15 protein-coding genes are annotated in these 21,412 nt (G+C 65.7%); 8 read left to right on the top strand and 7 right to left on the bottom strand.

The annotated features are described in order from the left end of the window. Positions 1 to 17 precede the first annotated feature (17 nt). Positions 18 to 1,799 carry an aspartate--tRNA ligase gene (gene aspS, locus RCAP_RS02690; protein WP_013066276.1) on the bottom strand — a complete coding sequence of 594 codons (1,782 nt, stop codon included), beginning with the start codon at positions 1,797 to 1,799 and terminating at the stop codon, positions 18 to 20. 217 nt (positions 1,800 to 2,016) lie between these two features. Between aspS and carB the strand changes: the two genes are divergently transcribed. The 5 genes from carB to RCAP_RS02665 all read left to right on the top strand — a co-directional run bounded on the left by carB (position 2,017) and on the right by RCAP_RS02665 (position 8,872). Beyond that, positions 2,017 to 5,349, top strand: coding sequence for a carbamoyl-phosphate synthase large subunit (gene carB / locus RCAP_RS02685; RefSeq protein ID WP_013066275.1), 3,333 nt, complete (start codon positions 2,017 to 2,019; stop codon positions 5,347 to 5,349). A 165-nt stretch (positions 5,350 to 5,514) separates the two neighbouring features. Continuing rightward, positions 5,515 to 6,222, top strand: coding sequence for an outer membrane beta-barrel protein (locus RCAP_RS02680; RefSeq protein WP_013066274.1), 708 nt, complete (start codon positions 5,515 to 5,517; stop codon positions 6,220 to 6,222). 230 nt (positions 6,223 to 6,452) lie between these two features. After that, positions 6,453 to 7,526 carry an NAD(P)/FAD-dependent oxidoreductase gene (locus RCAP_RS02675; protein WP_013066273.1) on the top strand — a complete coding sequence of 358 codons (1,074 nt, stop codon included), beginning with the start codon at positions 6,453 to 6,455 and terminating at the stop codon, positions 7,524 to 7,526. Between the two features lie 46 nt (positions 7,527 to 7,572). Next, positions 7,573 to 7,935 carry a carboxymuconolactone decarboxylase family protein gene (locus RCAP_RS02670; protein ID WP_013066272.1) on the top strand — a complete coding sequence of 121 codons (363 nt, stop codon included), beginning with the start codon at positions 7,573 to 7,575 and terminating at the stop codon, positions 7,933 to 7,935. A 97-nt stretch (positions 7,936 to 8,032) separates the two neighbouring features. Next, positions 8,033 to 8,872, top strand: a complete 840-nt coding sequence (locus tag RCAP_RS02665; RefSeq protein ID WP_013066271.1) for a GH25 family lysozyme — start codon at positions 8,033 to 8,035, stop codon at positions 8,870 to 8,872. 161 nt (positions 8,873 to 9,033) lie between these two features. Here RCAP_RS02665 and RCAP_RS02660 read toward each other — a convergent pair whose 3' ends face one another. Beyond that, positions 9,034 to 11,532 (bottom strand): GcvT family protein, encoded by a 2,499-nt coding sequence (locus RCAP_RS02660; RefSeq protein ID WP_013066270.1) that lies wholly within the window; start codon positions 11,530 to 11,532, stop codon positions 9,034 to 9,036. Positions 11,533 to 11,879: 347 nt separating this feature from the next. Between RCAP_RS02660 and RCAP_RS02655 the strand changes: the two genes are divergently transcribed. Beyond that, positions 11,880 to 12,473 (top strand): hypothetical protein, encoded by a 594-nt coding sequence (locus tag RCAP_RS02655; protein WP_131725990.1) that lies wholly within the window; start codon positions 11,880 to 11,882, stop codon positions 12,471 to 12,473. A gap of 60 nt (positions 12,474 to 12,533) precedes the next feature. Here the strand turns inward: RCAP_RS02655 and RCAP_RS02650 are convergent, their stop codons facing one another. After that, complete coding sequence (locus RCAP_RS02650; protein ID WP_013066268.1) at positions 12,534 to 13,520, bottom strand: 2-hydroxyacid dehydrogenase; 987 nt, start codon at positions 13,518 to 13,520, stop codon at positions 12,534 to 12,536. Between the two features lie 87 nt (positions 13,521 to 13,607). On the opposite strand from RCAP_RS02650, the gene RCAP_RS02645 reads away from it, so the two are divergent. Then, the gene (locus tag RCAP_RS02645; RefSeq protein WP_013066267.1) at positions 13,608 to 14,228 is read left to right on the top strand and encodes an SH3 domain-containing protein; all 621 of its coding nucleotides are present in this window, start codon (positions 13,608 to 13,610) and stop codon (positions 14,226 to 14,228) included. Between the two features lie 51 nt (positions 14,229 to 14,279). Next, on the top strand, positions 14,280 to 15,161 hold the full coding sequence (locus tag RCAP_RS02640) for a cation diffusion facilitator family transporter (protein ID WP_013066266.1): 882 nt from the start codon (positions 14,280 to 14,282) through the stop codon (positions 15,159 to 15,161). A gap of 106 nt (positions 15,162 to 15,267) precedes the next feature. Here the strand turns inward: RCAP_RS02640 and RCAP_RS02635 are convergent, their stop codons facing one another. The 4 genes from RCAP_RS02635 to RCAP_RS02620 all read right to left on the bottom strand — a co-directional run bounded on the left by RCAP_RS02635 (position 15,268) and on the right by RCAP_RS02620 (position 21,268). Beyond that, on the bottom strand, positions 15,268 to 17,283 hold the full coding sequence (locus RCAP_RS02635; protein ID WP_013066265.1) for a M3 family metallopeptidase: 2,016 nt from the start codon (positions 17,281 to 17,283) through the stop codon (positions 15,268 to 15,270). 93 nt (positions 17,284 to 17,376) lie between these two features. Further along, positions 17,377 to 19,563, bottom strand: coding sequence for a 3-hydroxyacyl-CoA dehydrogenase NAD-binding domain-containing protein (locus RCAP_RS02630; RefSeq protein ID WP_013066264.1), 2,187 nt, complete (start codon positions 19,561 to 19,563; stop codon positions 17,377 to 17,379). Then, entirely contained in the window at positions 19,560 to 20,057 is a 498-nt protein-coding gene (locus RCAP_RS02625; RefSeq protein WP_013066263.1) for a cupin domain-containing protein, read from the bottom strand. The genes RCAP_RS02630 and RCAP_RS02625 overlap by 4 nt, the downstream gene beginning before the upstream one ends. Continuing rightward, on the bottom strand, positions 20,057 to 21,268 hold the full coding sequence (locus RCAP_RS02620) for an acetyl-CoA C-acetyltransferase (protein ID WP_013066262.1): 1,212 nt from the start codon (positions 21,266 to 21,268) through the stop codon (positions 20,057 to 20,059). Before RCAP_RS02620 ends, RCAP_RS02625 begins: the two co-directional genes overlap by 1 nt. Positions 21,269 to 21,412 lie beyond the last annotated feature (144 nt).

The following is a 21,412-nucleotide window of genomic DNA, read 5'->3' as shown; positions in this document are numbered from 1 at the left end:
TCACGCTTGCGTGAAGATCACGCGTCCTTGGGCAGCACCCGCAGCCGCAATTCGCGCAGCTGTTCGTTCATCGGCTCCGACGGCGCGCCCATCATCAGGTCTTCAGCGCGCTGGTTCATCGGGAACATGATGACTTCGCGGATGTTCGCGGTATCGGCCAGAAGCATCACGATCCGGTCGATGCCCGCCGCGCAGCCACCGTGCGGCGGCGCGCCATAGCGGAAGGCCTTGACCATGCCGCCGAAGCGTTTCTCGACCTCTTCCTTGGGGTAGCCCGCCAGCTCGAAGGCCTTGAACATGATGTCCGGGCGGTGGTTGCGGATGCCGCCCGAGACCAGCTCATAGCCGTTGCAAGCGAGGTCATATTGATAGGCATAGACCTTGAGCGGATCGCCCATCAGCGCCTCAAGGCCCCCTTGCGGCATCGAGAACGGGTTGTGGGAGAAGTCGATCTTGCCCTCGTCGGTCTTCTCGTACATCGGGAAATCGACGATCCAGGCAAAGCGGAAAGTGTCGGTCTCGGTCAGGCCCAGTTCGCGGCCGATCTCGTTCCGGGCCTTGCCCGCGACGGATTCGAATTGTTCCGCCTTGCCGCCCAGGAAGAAGACGGCATCGCCTTCGGCCAGGTTCAGCTGCGTGCGGATCGCCTCGGTGCGCTCGGCCCCCAGCGCTTTCGCGATCGGACCGGCGGCCTCCATCGACCCGTCTTCGGCGCTTCGCCAGAAGATATAGCCCATGCCCGGCAGCCCGTTCGCCTGCGCGAAAGCATTCATCCGGTCACAGAACTTGCGCGAGCCACCCGTGGGCGCCGGGATCGCCCGAACCTCGGTGCCTTCGTTTTCCAGAAGTTTCGCAAAAATCGCAAAGCCGGAATCCTTAAAGTGTTCCGACACATCCGCCATCTTGATCGGGTTGCGCAGGTCGGGCTTGTCCGAGCCATACCACTTGAGCGCATCGCGATAAGCGATCAGCGGCCAGTTCGGATCGACCTTTTTGCCTTTGCCGAATTCCTCGAAAAGACCCTGAATCACCGGCTGCACCGCGGCGAACACGTCTTCCTGCTTCACGAAGCTCATCTCGATGTCGAGCTGATAGAAGTCGGTCGGGCTGCGGTCGGCGCGCGGGTCTTCGTCGCGGAAACAGGGCGCGATCTGGAAGTAGCGGTCAAAACCGGCCACCATGATCAGCTGCTTGAACTGCTGCGGCGCCTGCGGCAGGGCGTAGAACTTGCCCGGATGCAGCCGCGACGGCACGAGGAAGTCGCGCGCCCCTTCGGGCGAGGACGCGGTGATGATCGGCGTCTGAAACTCGGTGAAACCGCGGTCCCACATCCGGTTGCGCAGGCTGCGCACCACATTCGAACGCAGCATCATGTTCTGATGCAGGCTGTCGCGGCGCAGATCAAGGAAGCGATAGGTCAGCCGGGTTTCTTCCGGATATTCCGGCTCGCCGAAGACCTGCACCGGCAGATCGCCCTCGACCGGGCCCAGAACTTCGACCTCCCGGGCGTAGACTTCGATCTCGCCGGTCGGGATCTTGGCGTTGATCAGGCTGGCGTCGCGCAGCTTCACCTTGCCGTCGATGCGGATCACCCATTCGGCGCGGACCTTTTCCAGCGCCGCAAAGGCCGGGCTGTCACCGTCGCACAGGATCTGCGTGATGCCGTAATGGTCGCGCAGGTCGATGAAGAGCACACCGCCGTGATCGCGCACCCGATGCACCCAGCCGGACAGACGAACTTCCTCACCCGCATTCGCGGCGCTGAGGGCGGCGCAGGTATGGCTGCGATAGGCGTGCATCACTCTCCCCTTTCCCGGGCTTGTCGTATCGACGCCCGATCAACCGCGAAGGCCGGACAAAGTCAAGCCACCCTGCCCGCGGCCGCGGTCAAATCCGCCCGCCGCGCATGGAATGATGCTTGCGCCGCGCCGCCACCCGACTATAACGCCCATCAATTTGCGCACCGGACCCCAAGGCCCGGTGCGTCTTGCCGCGCCATCCATGAAGGGGTCCCCCATGCCGAAGAGAACCGACATCCAGTCCATCCTCATCATCGGCGCCGGTCCCATCATCATCGGGCAGGCCTGCGAATTCGACTATTCCGGCGCGCAAGCCTGCAAGGCCCTGCGGGAAGAAGGCTACCGGGTCATTCTGGTGAACTCGAACCCGGCGACGATCATGACCGACCCGGAAATGGCCGATGCGACCTATATCGAGCCGATCACCCCCGAGGTCGTGGCGAAGATCATCGAAAAGGAACGCCCCGACGCGCTTTTGCCGACGATGGGCGGGCAGACCGGCCTGAACACCTCGCTTGCCTTGGCCGACATGGGCGTGCTGGAGAAATTCGGGGTCGAGCTGATCGGCGCCAACCGCGAGGCCATCGAGATGGCCGAAGACCGCAAGCTTTTCCGCGAGGCGATGGACCGGATCGGGCTGGAAAACCCGAAAGCCACGATCATCTCGGCGCCGAAGCTGGAAAACGGCAAATACGACATCTCGGCCGGCGTGCGTCAGGCGCTGATCGATCTGGAACATATCGGCCTGCCCGCGATCATCCGCCCGGCCTTTACCCTTGGCGGCACCGGCGGCGGCGTCGCCTATAACCGCGACGATTACGAGGCCATCGTGCGCTCGGGCCTTGATGCTTCGCCCGTGGCGCAGGTGCTGATCGATGAATCGCTGCTGGGCTGGAAAGAATACGAGATGGAGGTTGTCCGCGACAAAGCCGACAATGCCATCATCGTCTGCTCGATCGAAAACGTCGATCCGATGGGCGTGCACACCGGCGATTCCATCACCGTCGCCCCGGCGCTGACGCTGACCGACAAGGAATATCAGATCATGCGCAACGGCTCGATTGCCGTTCTGCGCGAAATCGGTGTCGAAACCGGCGGCTCGAACGTGCAATGGGCGATCAACCCGAAAGACGGGCGCATGGTGGTGATCGAGATGAACCCGCGGGTGTCGCGGTCCTCGGCGCTGGCCTCGAAAGCCACGGGTTTCCCGATTGCGAAGATCGCGGCGAAACTGGCCGTCGGCTACACGCTCGATGAACTTGACAACGACATCACCAAGGTCACGCCCGCGTCCTTCGAACCCACCATCGACTATGTCGTGACCAAGATCCCGCGCTTTGCGTTCGAGAAATTCCCCGGTTCCAAGCCCGAGCTGACCACCGCGATGAAATCGGTGGGCGAGGCGATGGCGATTGGCCGGACCTTCCACGAATCGGTGCAAAAGGCGCTGGCCTCGATGGAAACCGGCCTGACCGGCTTTGACGAAATCGCCATCGAGGGCGCGCCCGACAAGGCCGCCGTGATCAAGGCGATCTCGCGTCAGACCCCGGACCGGATGCGGCTGATTGCGCAGGCGATGCGCCACGGGCTGAGCGACGAGGAAATCGTCACCGCCACCGCCTTTGATCCGTGGTTCCTCGCCCGCATCCGCGAAATCGTCGAGGCCGAGGCCGCGATCCGCAAGAACGGCCTGCCGCTTGATGAAAAGGGCCTGCGCAAGCTGAAGATGATGGGCTTCACCGATGCGCGTCTGGCGAAACTGACCGGCCGCGACGAGGGTCAGGTCCGCCGCGCGCGGCGCAATCTGGGCGTCACCGCCGTCTTCAAGCGCATCGACACCTGCGCCGCCGAATTCGAGGCGCAGACCCCCTACATGTATTCGACCTATGAAGTCCCGGCGATGGGCGATGTCGAATGCGAGGCCCGGCCCTCGGACCGCAAGAAGGTCGTCATCCTGGGCGGTGGCCCGAACCGGATCGGTCAGGGGATCGAATTCGATTACTGCTGCTGCCATGCCTGCTTCGCGCTGACGAAGGCGGGTTATGAAACCATCATGATCAACTGCAACCCGGAAACGGTGTCGACCGACTATGACACCTCGGACCGGCTCTATTTCGAGCCGCTGACGCTGGAACATGTGCTGGAAATCCTGCGCGTCGAACAGGATAACGGCACGCTGCACGGCGTGATCGTGCAATTCGGCGGCCAGACGCCGCTGAAGCTCGCGAATGCGCTGGAAGCCGAGGGGATTCCGATCCTGGGCACCACGCCGGACGCCATCGACCTCGCCGAAGACCGCGAGCGCTTCCAGCAGCTGCTCAACGATCTGGAGCTGAAGCAGCCGGTCAACGGCATCGCCTCGACCGAGGCGCAAGCCTTTGAAATTGCGGGCCGTGTCGGCTATCCGCTGGTCATTCGCCCGTCCTATGTTCTGGGCGGCCGCGCCATGGAAATCGTCCGCGACACCGAGCATCTGAAACGCTACATCACCACCGCCGTCACCGTCTCGGGCGACAGCCCGGTTCTGCTCGACAGCTATCTTTCGGGCGCGATCGAGGTGGATGTGGATGCGCTCTCGGATGGCAAGACCGTCCATGTCGCGGGGATCATGCAGCATATCGAGGAAGCGGGCGTCCATTCGGGCGATTCCGCCTGCTCGCTGCCGCCCTATTCGCTCTCGCGCGAGACCGTGGCGGAGCTGAAAGCCCAGACCGAGAAAATGGCGCTGGCGCTTGGCGTCGTCGGGCTGATGAACGTGCAATTCGCGATCAAGGACGGGGTGATCTATGTGCTGGAGGTGAACCCGCGCGCCAGCCGCACCGTGCCCTTCGTCGCCAAGGCGACCGACAGCGCCATTGCCTCGATCGCGGCGCGGCTGATGGCGGGCGAGCCGATGGCGAATTTCCCGCTGCGCGCCGCCTATCCCGAAGGTGTCGGCCCGGAGACCCCCCTGCCCTTCGCCGATCCGCTGACCTTGGCCGATCCGAACACGCCCTGGTTCTCGGTCAAGGAAGCGGTGCTGCCCTTTGCCCGCTTCCCGGGTGTCGATACGCTGCTTGGGCCGGAAATGCGCTCGACCGGCGAGGTGATGGGCTGGGACCGCAACTTCCCGCGCGCCTTCCTCAAGGCGCAGATGGGCGCGGGCACGCATCTGCCGGAAAGCGGCCGGGTGTTCCTGTCGATCAAGGATGCCGACAAGTCGGACGATCTGGCCAATGCCGCCCGCGATCTGATCGCGATGGGCTTCACGCTCGTTGCCACCCGTGGCACCGGCGCCTGGCTGAAGGAAAAGGGCGTCGAGGCCGAGGCGGTGAACAAGGTCTACGAGGGCCGTCCGAACATCGTCGACCGGCTCAAGAACGGCGATATCGCGCTGGTCTTCAACACCACCGATGGCAACCAGTCGGTGTCGGACAGCCGCGAGATCCGCGCCGTCGCGCTTTACGACAAGATCCCCTATTTCACCACCGCCGCCGCCTCCATCGCCGCCGTCGCCGCGATGAAGAGCCGCGCCGAGGGCGAAATCTCGGTCCGGCCGCTGCAGGCGTAAGCAGGCACGGCCGCGCCGCGGGCGCCTTGCCGCCCGAAACCAGCCCTGCCCTCCCGTCGGGGGGGGGGCAGGATGCCGCAGCGCCTTCACAAGCCCGTGCGGGTCATTGCCCCACCGCAGCCACAGGCGTAAGCCCCGGTTCACATACAGAAACTGGAGGCAGGAATGAAACGCATCATCCTCACCGCGGCCTGTGCGGCCGCGCTTTTCTCGCATGCCGCGATGGCGGGCGAGCTGACCGGGGCCTCGATCGGGCTCGACTACAACACGCTGATGAACGACGACAACGGCCGTCTGGACAAGAAAACGCTGTCGGGCAGCGCCGAATACGGCATCGACCCGAACTTCAGCCTGCAGGGCGATCTGGCCTATGCCAAAGTCCGCTCGCTGGAGGCCGACGGCTACGAAGCCACCGTGCACGGCATCTATCACGCCAATGACACTGCCTCGTTCGGCGTCTTCGCCGGGCGCTCGGACAGCAACGAGCTGGGCCTTGGCCTGAACTACACCGGCCTTGAAGCCGGGCTGGAATTCGGCGCGTTCGAGAGCGACATCTACCTTGCCAGCGGCACGCAGAACGACATGAACGCGACGCTGCTGGGCCTTGGCACCACCTACAACGCCTCGGAAGCGGCCAGCGTCGGGCTGTCCTATGACCGCGCCGAAGTGGTGACGCTCGACGCCTCGCGCGTGCAGCTCGAAGGCGAATACCGCATCGGCCAATATGCCCTGACCGCACAGGTCGGCCATGCCAAGTTCGAAGACGCCTATTCCGACAATTACATCGGCGTCGGCGCGAAGATGACCTTCGGCGCGAAACGCGGCGCGACCTTCGACCGTCGCGGCATCCTCGAGGCCTGGCCGGGCCTCTGAGGCAAGATCGGGGCCGGGGCATCGCAGCAGCGCGCCCCGGCCCTGTCATCCCGGCCCTAAAGGAACGGCACCAGCGGCACGCTGTCGCCGCAGGCCGCCAGAGCCAGCAGAAGTCCAAGCATCCAAACCTGTTTCATCGTACCCTCCTTGGCTGTCCTCAGCCTAGGCCCGGAAGGGGGCACGACGCAATCACCCTTTTCTTTGCGCCGGTCGCCCCCTAACCTGTCGCCATGCAGACCGATTTCCTCATTCTTGGCGGTGGCATCGCGGGGCTTTCCGCGGCCGCCCATCTCGCCCCCCTCGGCACGGTGACGCTGCTCGAGGCCGAGGCCGATCTGGCCTATCACGCCTCTGCCCGCTCGGCCGCGCTTTATGAACCGCGTTATGGCAATCCGGTCGTGGTGGCGCTCTCGCTTGCCTCGCAGGGCTTCTACGAAGGCTCCGGGCTGCTGACCCCGCGCGGGCTGATGGTGGTCGATGACGCGGGTCACGAGGCCCGGTTTCGCGACCATCTTGCACATTTTCAACTGGAGGCGCTGACGATCCCCGAGGCGCAGGCGCTCTGGCCGATCCTGAACCCCGAAACGGTCGCCTTTGCGGGCTATGCCGACCGGGCGAAGGACATCGACACCGACGCGCTTCTGGCCCGCTACACCCGCGAGGCCCGGGCGGCAGGCGCCACGATCCGCACCCGGTCCCGCGCCGCCCGGATCACCCGCACCCCCGCGGGCTGGGAGGTCGAGGCCGCGGGCGCCATCTTCACCGCGAAGATCGTGATCAATGCCGCAGGCGCCTGGGCCGATCAGGTGGCCGCGCTGGCCGGGGCAAGGCCGCTTGGCATCACGCCGCTGCGCCGCTCGATGGCGCGCATTCCGGCCCCCGAGGGACTGGATGTCCGCCGCTGGCCGATGGTGATCGGCGGCGGCGAAGACTGGTACATGAAGCCCGATGCCGGGGCGCTGATCGTTTCCCCCGCCGACGAGGACCCGATGGAGCCGCAGGACGCCTGGGCCGATGACATGGTTCTGGCCGAGGGGCTGGCGCGCTATGAGGAGGCGGTGACCGCCCCGGTGACCCGGCTTCTGGCGAATTGGGCCGGGCTGCGCAGCTTTGCGCCGGACCGTGCCCCGGTGATCGGCTTTGACACCGCCGCGCCCGGATTTTTCTGGCTGGCCGGTCAGGGCGGCTACGGCTTCCAGCTGGCCCCTGCGGCCGCCGAACTTGTGGCCGATCTGATCGCGGGCCGCCCGCCCGCGCTCGACCGCGCGCTTCTGTCCGCGCTTGCGCCGTCGCGTTTCGATTGACATTCCATAATTTGAATATATCAAGGTCTCAAATCAGGAGGCCCAGATGAGCTACAAGACGAAGATCGAGACGATGCGCGGCGAGCTGCGGGTGATGCGCAAGATCATCCCCGAGGCGATGCGCGGCTTTGGCGAGATGGAAAAGGCCATCACCGAGAACGGGGTGATGGACAAGCGGCAAAAGGAATGGATCGCGCTGGCCATGGGCATCGCGCAGCGCTGCGAGCCCTGCATCGGCTTTCACATCGGCGCGATGATGCGCGCGGGCGGCACGCGCGAGGAATTCGCCGACATCTGCGCCGTGGCGATCCAGATGGGCGGCGGCCCGGCGATGATGTATGCGGCCCATGCCTTGGCCTGCTGGGACGAACTTGCCGCCGAGCAGGCGGGCACCCCCACCACCGCCTGAGCGGCGCAAATTTCCGCCAGCCCGGCTGCGCCCCCGTGACAGCGGGGGCGTTTTGCGTCACCCTTGGCGCAATCAGACCAGCACGGGCAGAGCAGGCATGCGGATTTCGACACTCATTTTCACCACGGCGCTGTGCGCGCTGGTTCTGGGCTGCGGGCATCACGGGCGCGGACATCACGGCGCGGTCAAGGGGCGGCTCGAATCGCCCTCGGGCCTCGATGCCGCCGCTTACCGCGCCCCCGGCCTGCCCCGCGGCTTTGGCGACACCGATCCGCATGAATGGCAGGGCATCACGCCCGCGCATTACGCCGTGCACGGGCTCGATGCGTCGCGCTATCAGGGCGCGATCGACTGGCGGGCGGCGCGGCAGGCGGGGGTGTCCTTTGCCTGGCTCAAGGCGACCGAGGGCGGCGACCGCGTCGATCCGGGCTTCGCGCTGAATGCCGGCGCGGCGCGGGCGGCGGGGGTGCCGGTCGGCGGCTATCATTTCTTCTATTTCTGCCGCCCGGCCTCGGAACAGGCGGCCTGGTTCATCCGCAACGTGCCGAAAGTGGCGGGCGATCTGCCGCCGGTGCTCGACATCGAATGGAACCCCGATTCGCCCAGCTGCAAGCTGCGCCCCGAGGCCGCCAAGGTGCGGTCCGAGATGCGCACCTTCCTGAGCCTGCTCGAACGCCATTACGGCACCCAACCCGTCGTCTACACCACGCCGGGTTTCTACAAGGACAACGATCTGGGCAGCCTGTCGGGGGTGGATTTCTGGCTGCGCGCGGTGACGGCGCATCCCTCCGAGCGCTACCCGGGCGAGCGCTGGACCTTCTGGCAATATACCGGCACCGGCGTCGTGCCGGGCGTCGGCGGCATCGTCGACATCAACGCCTTTGCAGGCTCGCGCGCGGCCTGGGGCGCCTGGCTCTCTGCCCGCGCCCAGCGCTGAACGGAGAAAGGGGGGCGCTGCCCCCCTCTTGGCCTTCGGCCAAGTCTCCCCCCGGCGTATTTTCACCAAGAAAAAACACGCCCGCTTTTTCTTGGTCCAAATACGCCCTTGCGACGGGGGCCCGAAGCGAACGGGCCGGGGTTTCCCCCGGCCCGCCTGTTTCAGCCATCCTTGCGGATGCGGGCGTTCGTCGGATCATGCGGGCTGTCCTCAGTCACCACCGCATCCCATTCCTTCAGCTGGATCTTCACCTTCAGCTTGGTGCCCACCTCGGCCAGATCGGGGCGGACATAGCCCATGCCGATCTGCTTGCCGAAGGCCACCGACCAGCCGCCCGAGGTCAGACGCCCGACCTTTTCGCCGTTGTGGATCAGCGCTTCCTTGCCCCAGGGATCGGTGTCCGACGGCCCGTCGATGAGCAGCGTCACGCATTTCGCGCGAATGCCGGTGTCGAGCATCGCCTGTTTGCCGCGGAACTCCTTCGACAGGTCGATGAAGCGATCAAGCCCGGCTTCCATCGGCGTCGCGTCGCGGCCCAGTTCGTTGCCGAAGGCGCGATAGCTCTTTTCCTGCCGCAGCCAGTTCTGCGCCCGCGCGCCCACGGGTTTCAGCCCGTGTTTCGGCCCGACCGACCAGATCAGATCCCAGAGGTAGCGGCCGAATTCGATCGGGTAATGCAGTTCCCAGCCAAGCTCGCCGGTATAGGCCACGCGGATTGCCCGCACCGGGCACATGCCAAGCTCGATGGTGCGGCAGCTGAGCCAGGGGAAGCGCTTGTTGCCCAGAACGGTGTCCGGCGCCGCATCCTTGACGATTTCGGCCAGGATCGCGCGCGCATTCGGACCGGCCAGCGCATAGACGCCCCATTGCGTGGTGACATCGTGGATGTCGATGTGCCCGCCGCCCTGCGCCATGAAGTCATCGGCAGATTTCTGCAGGAAATCATAATCATAGGCGGTCCAGGCCCCGGCAGAGATCAGGTAGTACTCGTTCTCCGCCAGACGGACGATCGTATATTCCGTCCGCGTCGTGCCCGCATCGGTCAGCGCATAGGTCAGGTTGATCCGCCCCACCGCGGGCAGCTTGTTGCAGGTGAAGTGGTCGAGGAAGGCCGTCGCGCCCGGACCGCGCACCAGATGCTTGGTGAAGGCCGAGGCGTCGATGATCCCCGCGGTGTCGCGGATCGCTTGCGCTTCCGCGACCGCATGCGGCCACCAGGCGCCGCGGCGGAAGCTGCGGGAATTGTGGTCGAAATCGGCGGGCGCATCAACCGGGCCATAATAGTTCGGGCGTTCCCAGCCGTTCACCTGACCCATCTGCGCGCCCAGCGCGATCTGGCGGTCATAGGCGGGCGCCGTGCGCAGCGGGCGGCAGGCTTCGCGTTCTTCATCCGGGTGGTGCAGGATGAAGACGTGGTCGTAGCATTCCTCGTTCTTGCGCGCGGCATATTCGGTGGTCATCCAGTTGCCGTAACGCTTCGGATCAAGGCTGGCCATGTCGATCTCGGCCTCGCCATTCACCATCAGCTGCGCCAGATAATAGCCGGTGCCGCCCGCCGCGGTGATGCCGAACGAGAACCCTTCCGCCAGCCACATGTTGCGCAGACCCGGGGCCGGACCGACCAGCGGGTTGCCATCGGGCGTGTAGCAGATCGGGCCGTTGAAATCGTCTTTCAGACCAACGGTTTCCGAAGAGGGAATCCGGTGGATCATCGACATGTATTCCGCCTCGATCCGCTCCAGATCGAGCGGGAAGAGATCGGCGCGGAAGGTTTCCGGCACGTCATAAAGGAACCGGGCCGGGGCGCCCTTTTCATAGGGCCCAAGGATCCAGCCGCCGCGTTCCTCGCGCACATACCATTTCGCATCGGCATCGCGCAGAACCGGGTGTTCCGGGTTATTCTTGCGCCATTCCTGCAGCATCGGATCGGGCTCGGTGACGATGAACTGATGTTCCACCGGAATCGCCGGGATCTTGATGCCCAAAAGCCGCGCCGTGCGCTGCGCGTGGTTGCCCGTCGCCGTCACCACATGCTCGGCATGAACGTCGATCAGCTCGCCCGAGCCGACAAGGTTGCCGCCCTTCTCGACCATCTTTTCCAGCGTCACGATCCATTCGGAGCCGGTCCATTTGTAGCCGTTCACCTGCAGCTTGCGGACAATGTCCACGCCGCGCTGACGGGCGCCCTTGGCCATCGCCTGGGTCACGTCGGCGGGGTTGATGTAGCCATCCTGCGGGTGGAAAAGCGCCCCCTTCAGGTCATCGGTCCGCACCAGCGGCCAGCGTTCCTTGATCTCGGCAGGCGTCAGGAATTCGTGATAGACGCCTGCGGTTTCCGCGACCGAGGAATACAGCATGTATTCGTCCATCCGGTCCTGCGTCTGCGCCATGCGCAGGTTGCCGCAGACCGAAAAGCCCGCGTTCAGGCCCGTTTCGGCTTCCAGCTGCTTGTACAGATCGACCGAATATTTGTGGATATGCGTCGTCGCATAGCTCATGTTGAAAAGCGGAAGCAGACCGGCCGCGTGCCAGGTCGAGCCCGAGGTCAGCTCGTCACGCTCGACAAGCATCGTCTCCCAGCCCGCCTTGGCCAGGTGATAGGCGATCGAACAGCCGACGGCACCGCCGCCGACGACAAGGGCTTTGACATGGGTCTTCATCGGGCACTCCTGAAGCGTTTCCCCCGTTGTCGCAGGTTGGCGAAGCTTCGGGCAAGCGTTGCCGACATATCTTGGCGAAAAACGACATGCCCCCGTCACGCCGCCGCCAGTTTACCATTTGGTGAGCTTTTCCATGATCCGAGACGCCTTCGGGTGTAAGGTTGCCTTGGTATTTGTCGTCCGAGGCTGCCATGTCGCTCGTTGCTTCCGTCTCTGCCGTCTCTTCTGTCACTGCCGTTTCGGGCGGGTCTTCCCGTGCGGCCGCCTCGCAATCCGCCGCCGCCGGCGGGGGTGTCAGCGCCGTGGCCGCGGCCGGCGGCACCGGCAGCGCGCCTTCCCGCAAGCTGATGGGTCAGGTCATCGAAGCTTCGCTGGCGGGTCCGGTGACCCGGGCCAAAAGCCAGGACACGACCCCGCAAAGCGGGCTGCGCGACGTCTCGAAAGAGGCGCGGCAGATGCCCGAAAACCCCGCCTCCGACCGGATGAAGCGCGAAATCGCCAGCACCGAGACCCAGCCCGCGGGGGCGGTCTATTCCGTCAAGAAGATCGCGGCGGAAGCGGCCAGCGAAATGAAGGTCCGCGAGCCGACCCAGGTCGAGGTGCTCAAGGACCAGCAGGCGGGCGGCAAGCCCGGCGGCAATGTCGAAGAGCTGAACGCGCTGATCGAACAGACCTCGCCGCTGGCGCAAAAGACCGATCTGTCGCAGACCCGCACCGACATCAGCAAGCAGGATGATGCCCTGCGGCAGATGAGCGAACAGGCCCTAGCCGAGGGACGCGCCCGCCGCGGCACCAGCCTGACCGACAAGCCCTCGGCGCAGGAACAGATGCAAAGCCAGCAGAAAGCCGCGCAGGCGCGCGAGGGCGCCTATTCGACGATGTCGCTGACCGCCGTCAGCCCCGACCGCCAGCATGGCCGCACCGTCCGGCTGACGATGTGACCGCGGCCCGCGACGGGACCGCAGCATGAGAAAAGGGCGGCCCCGCGGCCGCCCTTTCGCTTACAGCATCCCGGGCACGACCAGATCCGGCGGCCGGTGACCATCGGCAAAGGTCTTGATGTTCAGGATCACCTTTTCGCCCATCTCGATCCGGCCCTCGCGCGTGGCCGAGCCCATATGCGGCAGCGCCACCACATGGGGCAGCTCGCGCAGCGCCGGGTTGATGTTGGCGCCGTGTTCATAGACATCCAGCCCCGCCCCGGCCACTTCGCCCGCCTTCAGGGCCCGCACCAGCGCATTCTCGTCGATCACCTCCCCGCGCGAGGTGTTCACGATGACGACCGAGGGTTTCATCAGCTTCAGCCGCCGCGCATTGAGCAGATGGAAGGTCGAGGGCGTATGCGGGCAGTTCACCGAAATCACATCCATCCGCGCCACCATCTGATCCAGGCTGTCCCAGAAGGTCGCCTTCAGCTCGGCCTCGGTCTCGGGGCGCAATTGGCGGCGGTTGTGGTAGTGGATCTCCATCCCAAAGGCGGCGGCGCGGCGCGCGACCGCCTGACCGATCCGGCCCATGCCGATGATGCCCAGCCGCTTGCCACCGATCCGGCCGCCCAGATTCGCCATCGGCGCGAAGCCCTGCCAGTCGCCGCGGGCCATCCCGGCCAGCCCCTCGGGGATGCGCCGGGTGACGGCCAGGATCAGCGACATCACCATGTCGGCCGTGTCCTCGGTCACCACGCCGGGCGTATTGGCCACCAGCACATTGCGCGAGCGCGCCGAGGCGACATCGATGTGATCCACCCCGGCGCCGAAATTCGCGATCAGACGCAAGCGGTTACCCGCCGCGGCCAGCATGTTGGCATCGATGTGGTCGGTCAGCGTCGGCACCAGCACGTCGGCCCGCTGCATCGCCGCCACCAGTTCCTCGCGGGTCATCTTGTCGTCGGTCTCCCGCAGGGTGACGTCGAAGAGTTCCTTCATCCGCGTTTCGACCACTTCGGGCAACCGTCGCGTCACGACAACACTCAGTCGCGGTGCGGGCATGGTTGTCTCTCCTCTCTTCCAAACTTGTGTGCTTGCGTGCAAATTGACCGTCAAAGGGGCAAGTTACAAGGCCCGGAGAGAGCAGAAATGACGATTTTTGGCGTGTTAGCGCAATTTTGTTGCGCGCGTGATCGTGAACGACACCTGTCGCCCCGGCTGGCGGGGCTGATCTTGGCCGCAGCGCTGGGACTTGGCACGCTGCCTGCCCCCGCGCAGGAGGTGGATGACAGCCCGACCCCCACGGAGGAGGCGGTGGCGCAGGCGCTGGCCGTGCAAAACGGTCGCGGTCCGGTGACGAACCTGCCCCTGCCGCGCTATGTCTCGCTCAAGGGCTCCGAGGGCAATGCGCGGCGCGGCCCTTCGCTCTCGCACCGCATCGACTGGGTCTTCACCCATCCCGGGATGCCCTTGCGGGTCACCGCGGAATTCGGCCACTGGCGCCGGGTCGAAGACCGCGACGGCGCGGGCGGCTGGGTGCATTACGCGCTGTTGTCGGGCGTGCGCACGGTGATCGTCGAGGATGACATGACCGAGCTGCACGCCCGCGCCGATGCGAAATCGGCGGTGGTGGCGCTGGCCGAAATGGGGGCGGTGGCGCAGCTGGAAAACTGCACCCCGGACTGGTGCGAGATCAGCGCCGAGGAGGCCGACGGCTGGGTGCCGAAAACCGCGATCTGGGGCGTGGACGCGGATGAAATCCGTGACTGAGGCGGGCAGATCGGTTAGGGACAGGGCCCGCAACCCAGCCCCGAGTCGCCGATGCCCTATGATGCCCCCTCGCAGAAACTGAATCTCTCGGCGGGCTTTGCCTCGGTCAGCGTCGCCGCGGTGCTGGTCGGGCTGAAGCTCTGGGCGCTTTGGGCGACCGGGGCGCTGTCGATCGCGGCATCTCTGGCCGATTCGGCGATGGATCTTTTCGTCTCGGCGGCCGGTCTGGCGGCGATCGTCTATGCGGCGCGGCCCGCCGATGACGATCACACCTTCGGACACAGCTCGGTCGAAGATCTGGTCTCGCTCGGCCAGGCGATCTTTGTGGCGGCTTCGGGCGGGCTGATCCTCTGGGCCTCGGTCGAGCGGCTGATGGCGCCGTCGCAGCAGCTGACCGCCGAGGGGGCGGGGATCGCGGTGATGGCGGTTTCGGCCGGGCTGACGGCGGCGCTGGTGCTGTGGCAACGCCGCGTCGCACGGCTGACCGGCAACAAGGTCGTGGCGGCCGACATGCTGCATTACGTGGGCGACCTGCTGCCGACTTTGGGGGCGATTCTGGCGCTGTTTCTTTCGGCCCGGTTCGGCTGGTCGCGGGCCGACAGCGTGATCGCGATTTTCGCGGCGCTTTTGATGCTGCGTGGCGCGCTGCAGATCGGCATCGCCAGCTGGCATGCGCTGATGGACCGCGCCGCCCCCGCCGATGTGGTGCAGGGCATCGCCGAGATCGCCGCGCTCTGGCCCGGGGTGCGCGGCTATCACGACCTGCGCACCCGCACCGCCGGGGCGCGGGTCTTCGTGCAGCTGCATATCGAACTGGATGGCGCGCAATCGCTCGAGGCCGCGCATGCGATCGCGCGCAGCCTGAAACGCGCGATCCGCGAGGCCTATCCGCAGACCGACGTGATCATCCACATGGATGTCTGGCAAGCCTAGCCAGGGCGGGGGGCGCTGCCCCCCGGCCCTCCTGCGGAGGCTCCCCCCGGCGTATTTTACCCAAGAAAAAAGCACAGGGTTTTCCTGGTTCAAATACGCCCTTTTCTCAGGCCTCCAAAAGGCCGCGGCCCTTCAGCAGCGCCTCGACGCCGGGCGTCTTGCCGCGAAAGGCCAGCCAGGCCGCATCGGCGGGCACCGATCCCCCCACCGAGAGGATGCAGCGTTCCAGCCGCTCGGCCGTGGCCGGGTCGAAAGCGTCGCCGGTTTCCTCGAAGGCGGCGAAGGCGTCGGCATCCATCACCTCGGACCACATGTAGCTGTAATAGCCCGCGGAATAGCCGTCGCCGCTGAAGACATGGCCGAAATGCGGCGTCGCATGGCGCATCCGGATCGCTTTCGGCATGCCGATTTCGGCCAGAACCTGCGCCTGCAATGCCATCGGATCGGCCGGGGCCGCGCCCTCGTGGAAGGCGAGATCGACCAGAGCCGAGGCGACGAATTCGACCGTCAGGAAACCCTGATCATAGGTCGCCGCGGCCAAAAGCTTGTCGCGCAGGGTTTTCGGCATCGTTTCGCCCGTTTGCCAATGGCGGGCGTGCCGCTCCAGCACCTCGGGCACCTCCAGCCAGTGTTCGTAAAGCTGGCTCGGCAGTTCCACGAAATCCCGCGCGACCGAGGTGCCCGAAACGAATTGATAGGTCACATCGGACAGCATCTGATGCAGGGCATGGCCGAATTCGTGGAAAAGTGTCCGGGCATCGTCATAGGACAAAAGGCAGGGATCGCCCTTGGCGAAGTTGCAGACATTGACCACGATCGGCCGCGTCTCGCCGCCCAGCTTCTTTTGCGACCGCATCGCCGAACACCAGGCGCCCGAACGCTTCGAGGGCCGCGCGAAGTAATCCCCCAGAAACACCGCGATGTGGCGGCCCTTGCGGCTCACTTCCCAGCCGCGCACGTCCGGGTGATAGAACGGCCCCTCGATCGGGCGGAAGTCGAGCCCGAAAAGCCGGTGCGCAGTGTCGAACATCGCCGCCAGCATGGCATCGAGCGAGAGATAGGGTTTCAGCGCCGCCTCGTCGAAATCATGCTCGGCCACGCGGCGCTTTTCGGAATAATAGCGCCAGTCCCAGGCCTCCAGATCGCCATTGAGGCCGTCCGCGTGCATCATCGCGGTCAGTTTCGCCGCATCGGCCTCGGCCGCGGCCTTGGCCGGGGTCCAGACCCGCATCAGGAGATCGCGGACAGTTTCCGGCGTCTTCGCCATCTCGGGGTCAAGCTTGTAGGCGGCGAAACTGTCATAGCCCAGAAGCTTCGCCCGTTCCTCGCGCAGGTTCAGGATTTCCGCCGCAATCAGCCGGTTGTCGGTCGCCCCGCCATTGGCGCCGCGGGCGACCCAGGCCTCATAGGCCAGTTCGCGCAGATCGCGGCGGGGCGAAAACTGCAGGAACGGCACGATCAGCGAGCGGTTCAGCGTCAGCACCGGCCCCTCCTGCCCACGCTCCACCCCCGCCGCCTTGGCCGCGGCCACGACAAATTCGGGCAGGCCTTCCAGCTCGTCCTCGGTCAGGGGCCGGAACCAGTCGCGTTCGTCCGCCAACAGGTTCTGCGAAAAGGCCGTGGACAGAACCGCCAGCCGTTCCTTGATCTCGGTCATCCGCGCGGCATCCGCGCCCGCAAGCGCCGCGCCCGAGCGCACGAACATCTTGTGATAAAGCTCCAGCACCCGGGCCTGTTCCGGGCTCAGATCCAGATCCCCGCGCGTCGCCCAAAGCGTTTCGATCCGGGCAAAGAGCGGCCGGTTCATCGTCACTTCCGAGGCGAAACCGGCCATTTTCGGCGCGAGATCGCGCATCAGCGCCTCGCGCGCGGGGGTGCTGTCGGCGCCCGAGAGGTTGTAGAAAATCCCCGCCACCCGGTCGAGCAGGGCTTCGGCCATTTCCAGCGCTTCGATCGTATTGGCGAAACTCGGCGGCTGCGGGTTGGTGGCGATGGCGGCAATCTTCGCGCGGGCTTCGGTCAGCGCGGTTTCAAAGGCCGGGCCGAAATCGGCATCGGTGATCGCGGCGAAATCGGGCAGCGCGAAAGGGCCAAGGCCCTCGGCCAGAACGGGATTTGTCATGCGGAACTCCTTTGACGCAAAGCTAGGACGTGCCGGGCGAAAGGAAAAGGGGCGATGCCCGCGGCACCGCCCCCGGTCGCGTTTTCGTTTCGCTCAGGCCGCTTTCGCCGCCGCGCCGCCGCCGAAACGGGCGTGGAAACTGTCGCCCTTGGCGGCGATGTCGCGCAAGAGCGCCGGGGTCTCGAAGCGGGCGCCGTATCGGGCCGAGAGCGCGTCGCAGATCTCGACCGCCCGGGCCGCGCCCAGAATGTCGAGCCAGGCGAAGGGGCCGCCCGACCAGGGCGCAAAGCCCCAGCCCAGGATCGCGCCGACATCGCCTTCGCGGATATCGGTCAGGACGCCCTGTTCAAAGGCGCGCACGGCCTCCAGCACCTGCACCATCAGCAGCCGATGCTGCACATGGCTCAGCTCGGGTTGCGCCGCCGCGCGAGGATACTGCGCCGCAAGCCCCTCCCACATGCCGCCGCGCTTGCCCGCGTCGTAGGTGTAGAAGCCCGCATCGGCCTTTTTGCCAAGCCGCCCCTGTTCCGCCATCCAGAACACCACCGCATCGACCGCGCCGTCGGGATAGGCCTCGCCCATCGCGGCCTTGGTCGCCTTGGCGATCTTCACGCCGAGATCGATCGAGGTTTCATCGACCAGCTGCAGCGGACCGAGCGGCATGCCGACCAGCTTCGCCGCATTCTCGATCAGGACCGGGTTCACCCCCTCGGCCACCATGCGGATGCCCTCGTTGATATAGGGGATGATGCAGCGGTTGGCGTAGAAGAAGCGGGCGTCATTGACGACGATGGGCGTCTTGCGGATGGCGCGGACGAAATCGAGCGCCTTTGCCACGGCGACCTCGCCGGTGTCCTTGCCCTTGATGATCTCGACAAGGTTCATCTTGTCGACCGGGCTGAAGAAATGGATGCCGATGAAATGCGCCGGGCGTTGGCTGGCCTTGGCCAGACCCGAAATCGGCAGGGTCGAGGTGTTGGTGGCAAAGATCGCGGTCTCGGGGATCACCGCCTCGGCCTTCGCCGTCACCTCGGCCTTGACGGCCGGGTCTTCGAAGACGGCTTCCACGACCAGATCGCAGCCCGCGAGCGCCGCGTAATCGGTGGTGGCGGTGATGCGGCCCAGAACCTCGGCCTTTTTCGCCTCGGTCACCTTGCGCCTTTGGATGCCCTTGTCGAGGATGCCGGTCGCATAGGCCTTGCCCCGCTCGGCCGCCTCCTGGCTGGCGTCGATCAGCACCACTTCGATGCCCGCATTGGCCGACACATAGGCGATGCCCGCCCCCATCATGCCCGCGCCCAGAACGCCCAGCTTCTTCACCGACTGATCGGCGACCTTGGGCCGGTTCGCGCCTTTTTCCAGCGCTTCCTTGTTGATGAAAAGCGACCGGATCATCGCCGTCGAGGACGGGTTCATCAGCACCTTGGTGAACCAGCGCGCCTCGATCCGCAGCGCCTGATCAAAGGGCACGAGCGCCCCTTCATAGACCGCGCTCAGCAGCGCCTTGGCGGCCGGATAGACCCCCATCGTCTTCGCCGACACCATGGCGGAAGCGCCGACATAGGTCATGAAACCCGCGGGGTGATAGGGGGCGCCGCCGGGCATCTTGTAGCCCTTGGCATCCCAGGGCTTGACCAGATCGGCCTCGGTCGCGTTCAAGACCCAGTCCCGCGCGGCGGCCATCGGATCGGCGGAGACCTCGTCGATGATCCCCGCCGCTTTCGCGGCTTTCGGGTCGGAGAGCTTGCCTTCCAAGAGGAACGGCGCCGCCATCATCGCGCCCATCTTCCGCACCAGCCGCGTCGTGCCGCCCGCGCCGGGGAAGATGCCGACCATGATTTCCGGCAGGCCGATCTTCGCCTTCGGATTCTCGGCGGCAAAGATGCGGTGGCACGACAGCGGCAGCTCAAGCCCGATGCCCAGCGCCGTGCCCGGCAGGACGCAGGCGATCGGCTTGCCCCCTTTCAGCGTCTTCGGGTCCATCCCGGCGCGTTCGATCTTGCGCAGCACGGCATGCATCTGCATCACGCCTGCAAAGATCGCCTCCGCCCCGCCTTCGCGCATCTTGGCAATGACGTTCAGATCCATGCCACCGGCGAAATCCTTCTTGCCGCTGGTCAGCACGATGCCCTTGCAGGCGGGATCGGCCAGACAGCCGTCGACAAGCGCGCTGAGCTGGGCAAAGCCCTCAAGGCTCATCACGTTCATCGACTTGCCGGGCACGTCCCAGGTGATGACGGCCACGCCATCGGCGCCCAGATCACAGGTGAAATCGGTCATTTGCTCTCTCCCTTCGGCGCAAGGTCGCGGGGGCCCGCCCAGTCGCTGCCGTCATGGTAGGTGAAGCGGGCCTTGCCGCCCGCAATGTGAATCTGCATGTCGACGTCGGAATAGGTCGCCACCTCCTCGGCGGCCTTGGTCCCGACGACCAGAAATTTCCCGGGCGCGTCGGCGCGGTTGACGAAGCGATGCCCGTTCGCCACCCCGGCCTTCCACGCCGCGCAATCGCCCGGGTGCATCTCGGTCTCGCCCGCGTCCTCGATCAGCGTCAGACGGCCTTCGAGCACCATCGCGAATTCATCCTCGCGCAGGTGCCAGTGCCGCAAGGACGCCGCGGCGCCCGGTTCCAGCGTCACGATATTGACGCCGAATTGCGTCAGCCCGGCCAGATCACCCAGCCGGATCGAGGACCGCCCGGCCATCTGTGCCGCGTAAGGCGCGGGGTAGATCGAGCCGGTCTTGACCGGCGCCCGGGCAAGGTCGAGCTTCGGCATCAGACCCTCTCGATGATCGTGGCCGCGCCCATGCCGGAAGCGATGCAGAGCGTCGCAAGCCCGGTGGACAGATCGCGGCGTTCCAGCTCGTCCAGCAGCGTGCCGATGATGATCGCCCCCGTCGCGCCCAAGGGATGACCCAGCGCCATCGCGCCGCCGTTCACGTTGACCCGGTCCTGACCGACGTCAAAGGCCTGCATGAAGCGCAGAACAACTGCGGCAAAGGCCTCGTTCACTTCGAAAAGGTCGATGTCGGCAATGCTCATGCCGCTGTCGCGCAGGATCTTTTCGGTGACGGGCACCGGGCCGGTCAGCATGATCGTCGGATCGGTGCCGATCTTCGCGGTGGCGCGGATGCGGGCGCGCGGCTTCAACCCATGCGCCTCGCCGAACTCCTTCGAGCCGATCAGCACCGCCGCCGCCCCATCGACGATGCCCGAAGAGTTCCCCGCATGGTGGATATGCTCGATGCGCTCCAGATGCGGATATTTCAGCATCGCCACCTTGTCGAAGCCCGGCATCACCTCGCCCATGTCCTTGAAGGCGGGCTTGAGCTTGGCCAGATCCTCCAGCGTCGTGCCGGGGCGCAGATATTCGTCGCGGTCCAGAATCGTCAGCCCGTTCTGATCCTTCACCGGCACGATGGATTTCGCGAAACGCCCCTCGGCCCAGGCCTCGGCGGCGCGGCGCTGGCTTTCGACCGCCAGCGCATCGGCCATCTCGCGGGTAAACCCGTATTCGGTGGCGATGATATCGGCGGAAATCCCCTGCGGCACGAAATAGGTCTTCATCGCAAGCGACGGATCGACGGCGATCGCCGCCCCGTCCGAGCCCATGGCAACGCGGCTCATCATCTCGACCCCGCCCGCGATATAGGCCGCGCCCGCCCCCGCCTTGACCTGATTGGCGGCCAGGTTCACCGCCTCCATGCCGCTGGCGCAAAAGCGGTTGATCGAAAGACCGGGGATCGATTCATCGAGCCCCGAAAGCAGCACCGCAGACCGGGCCAGACAGCCGCCCTGCTCGCCCACCTGGGTGACATTGCCCCAGATCACATCCTCGACCGCAGGACCCGTCAGGCCATTGCGTTCCGCCACCGCATCCAGAAGCCGCGCCGACAGCGCGACAGAGGTCACTTCATGCAGGCTGCCGTCAGCGCGCCCCTTGCCCCGCGGCGTGCGGCAGGCGTCATAGATATAGGCTTCGGTCATCGATCCTCCTCTGCCCGGACGAGGCCGGGCCTGCTCCCGTCGCGGGATCCCCGCGTCGCCAGACATATTGCAACGAATTGACGTGCGCGTAAGTAGCCTGGCGACAAAGTGGCGCAACGTCACGACAGGCCCGCAGAGGAGAGG

It is taken from the genome of Rhodobacter capsulatus SB 1003, assembly GCF_000021865.1.
In the GTDB taxonomy this organism is placed as follows: Bacteria; Pseudomonadota; Alphaproteobacteria; order Rhodobacterales; family Rhodobacteraceae; genus Rhodobacter; species Rhodobacter capsulatus_B.
Note: the sequence above shows the minus strand (reverse complement) of the source record. Positions and strands in the feature narration are given on the sequence as shown.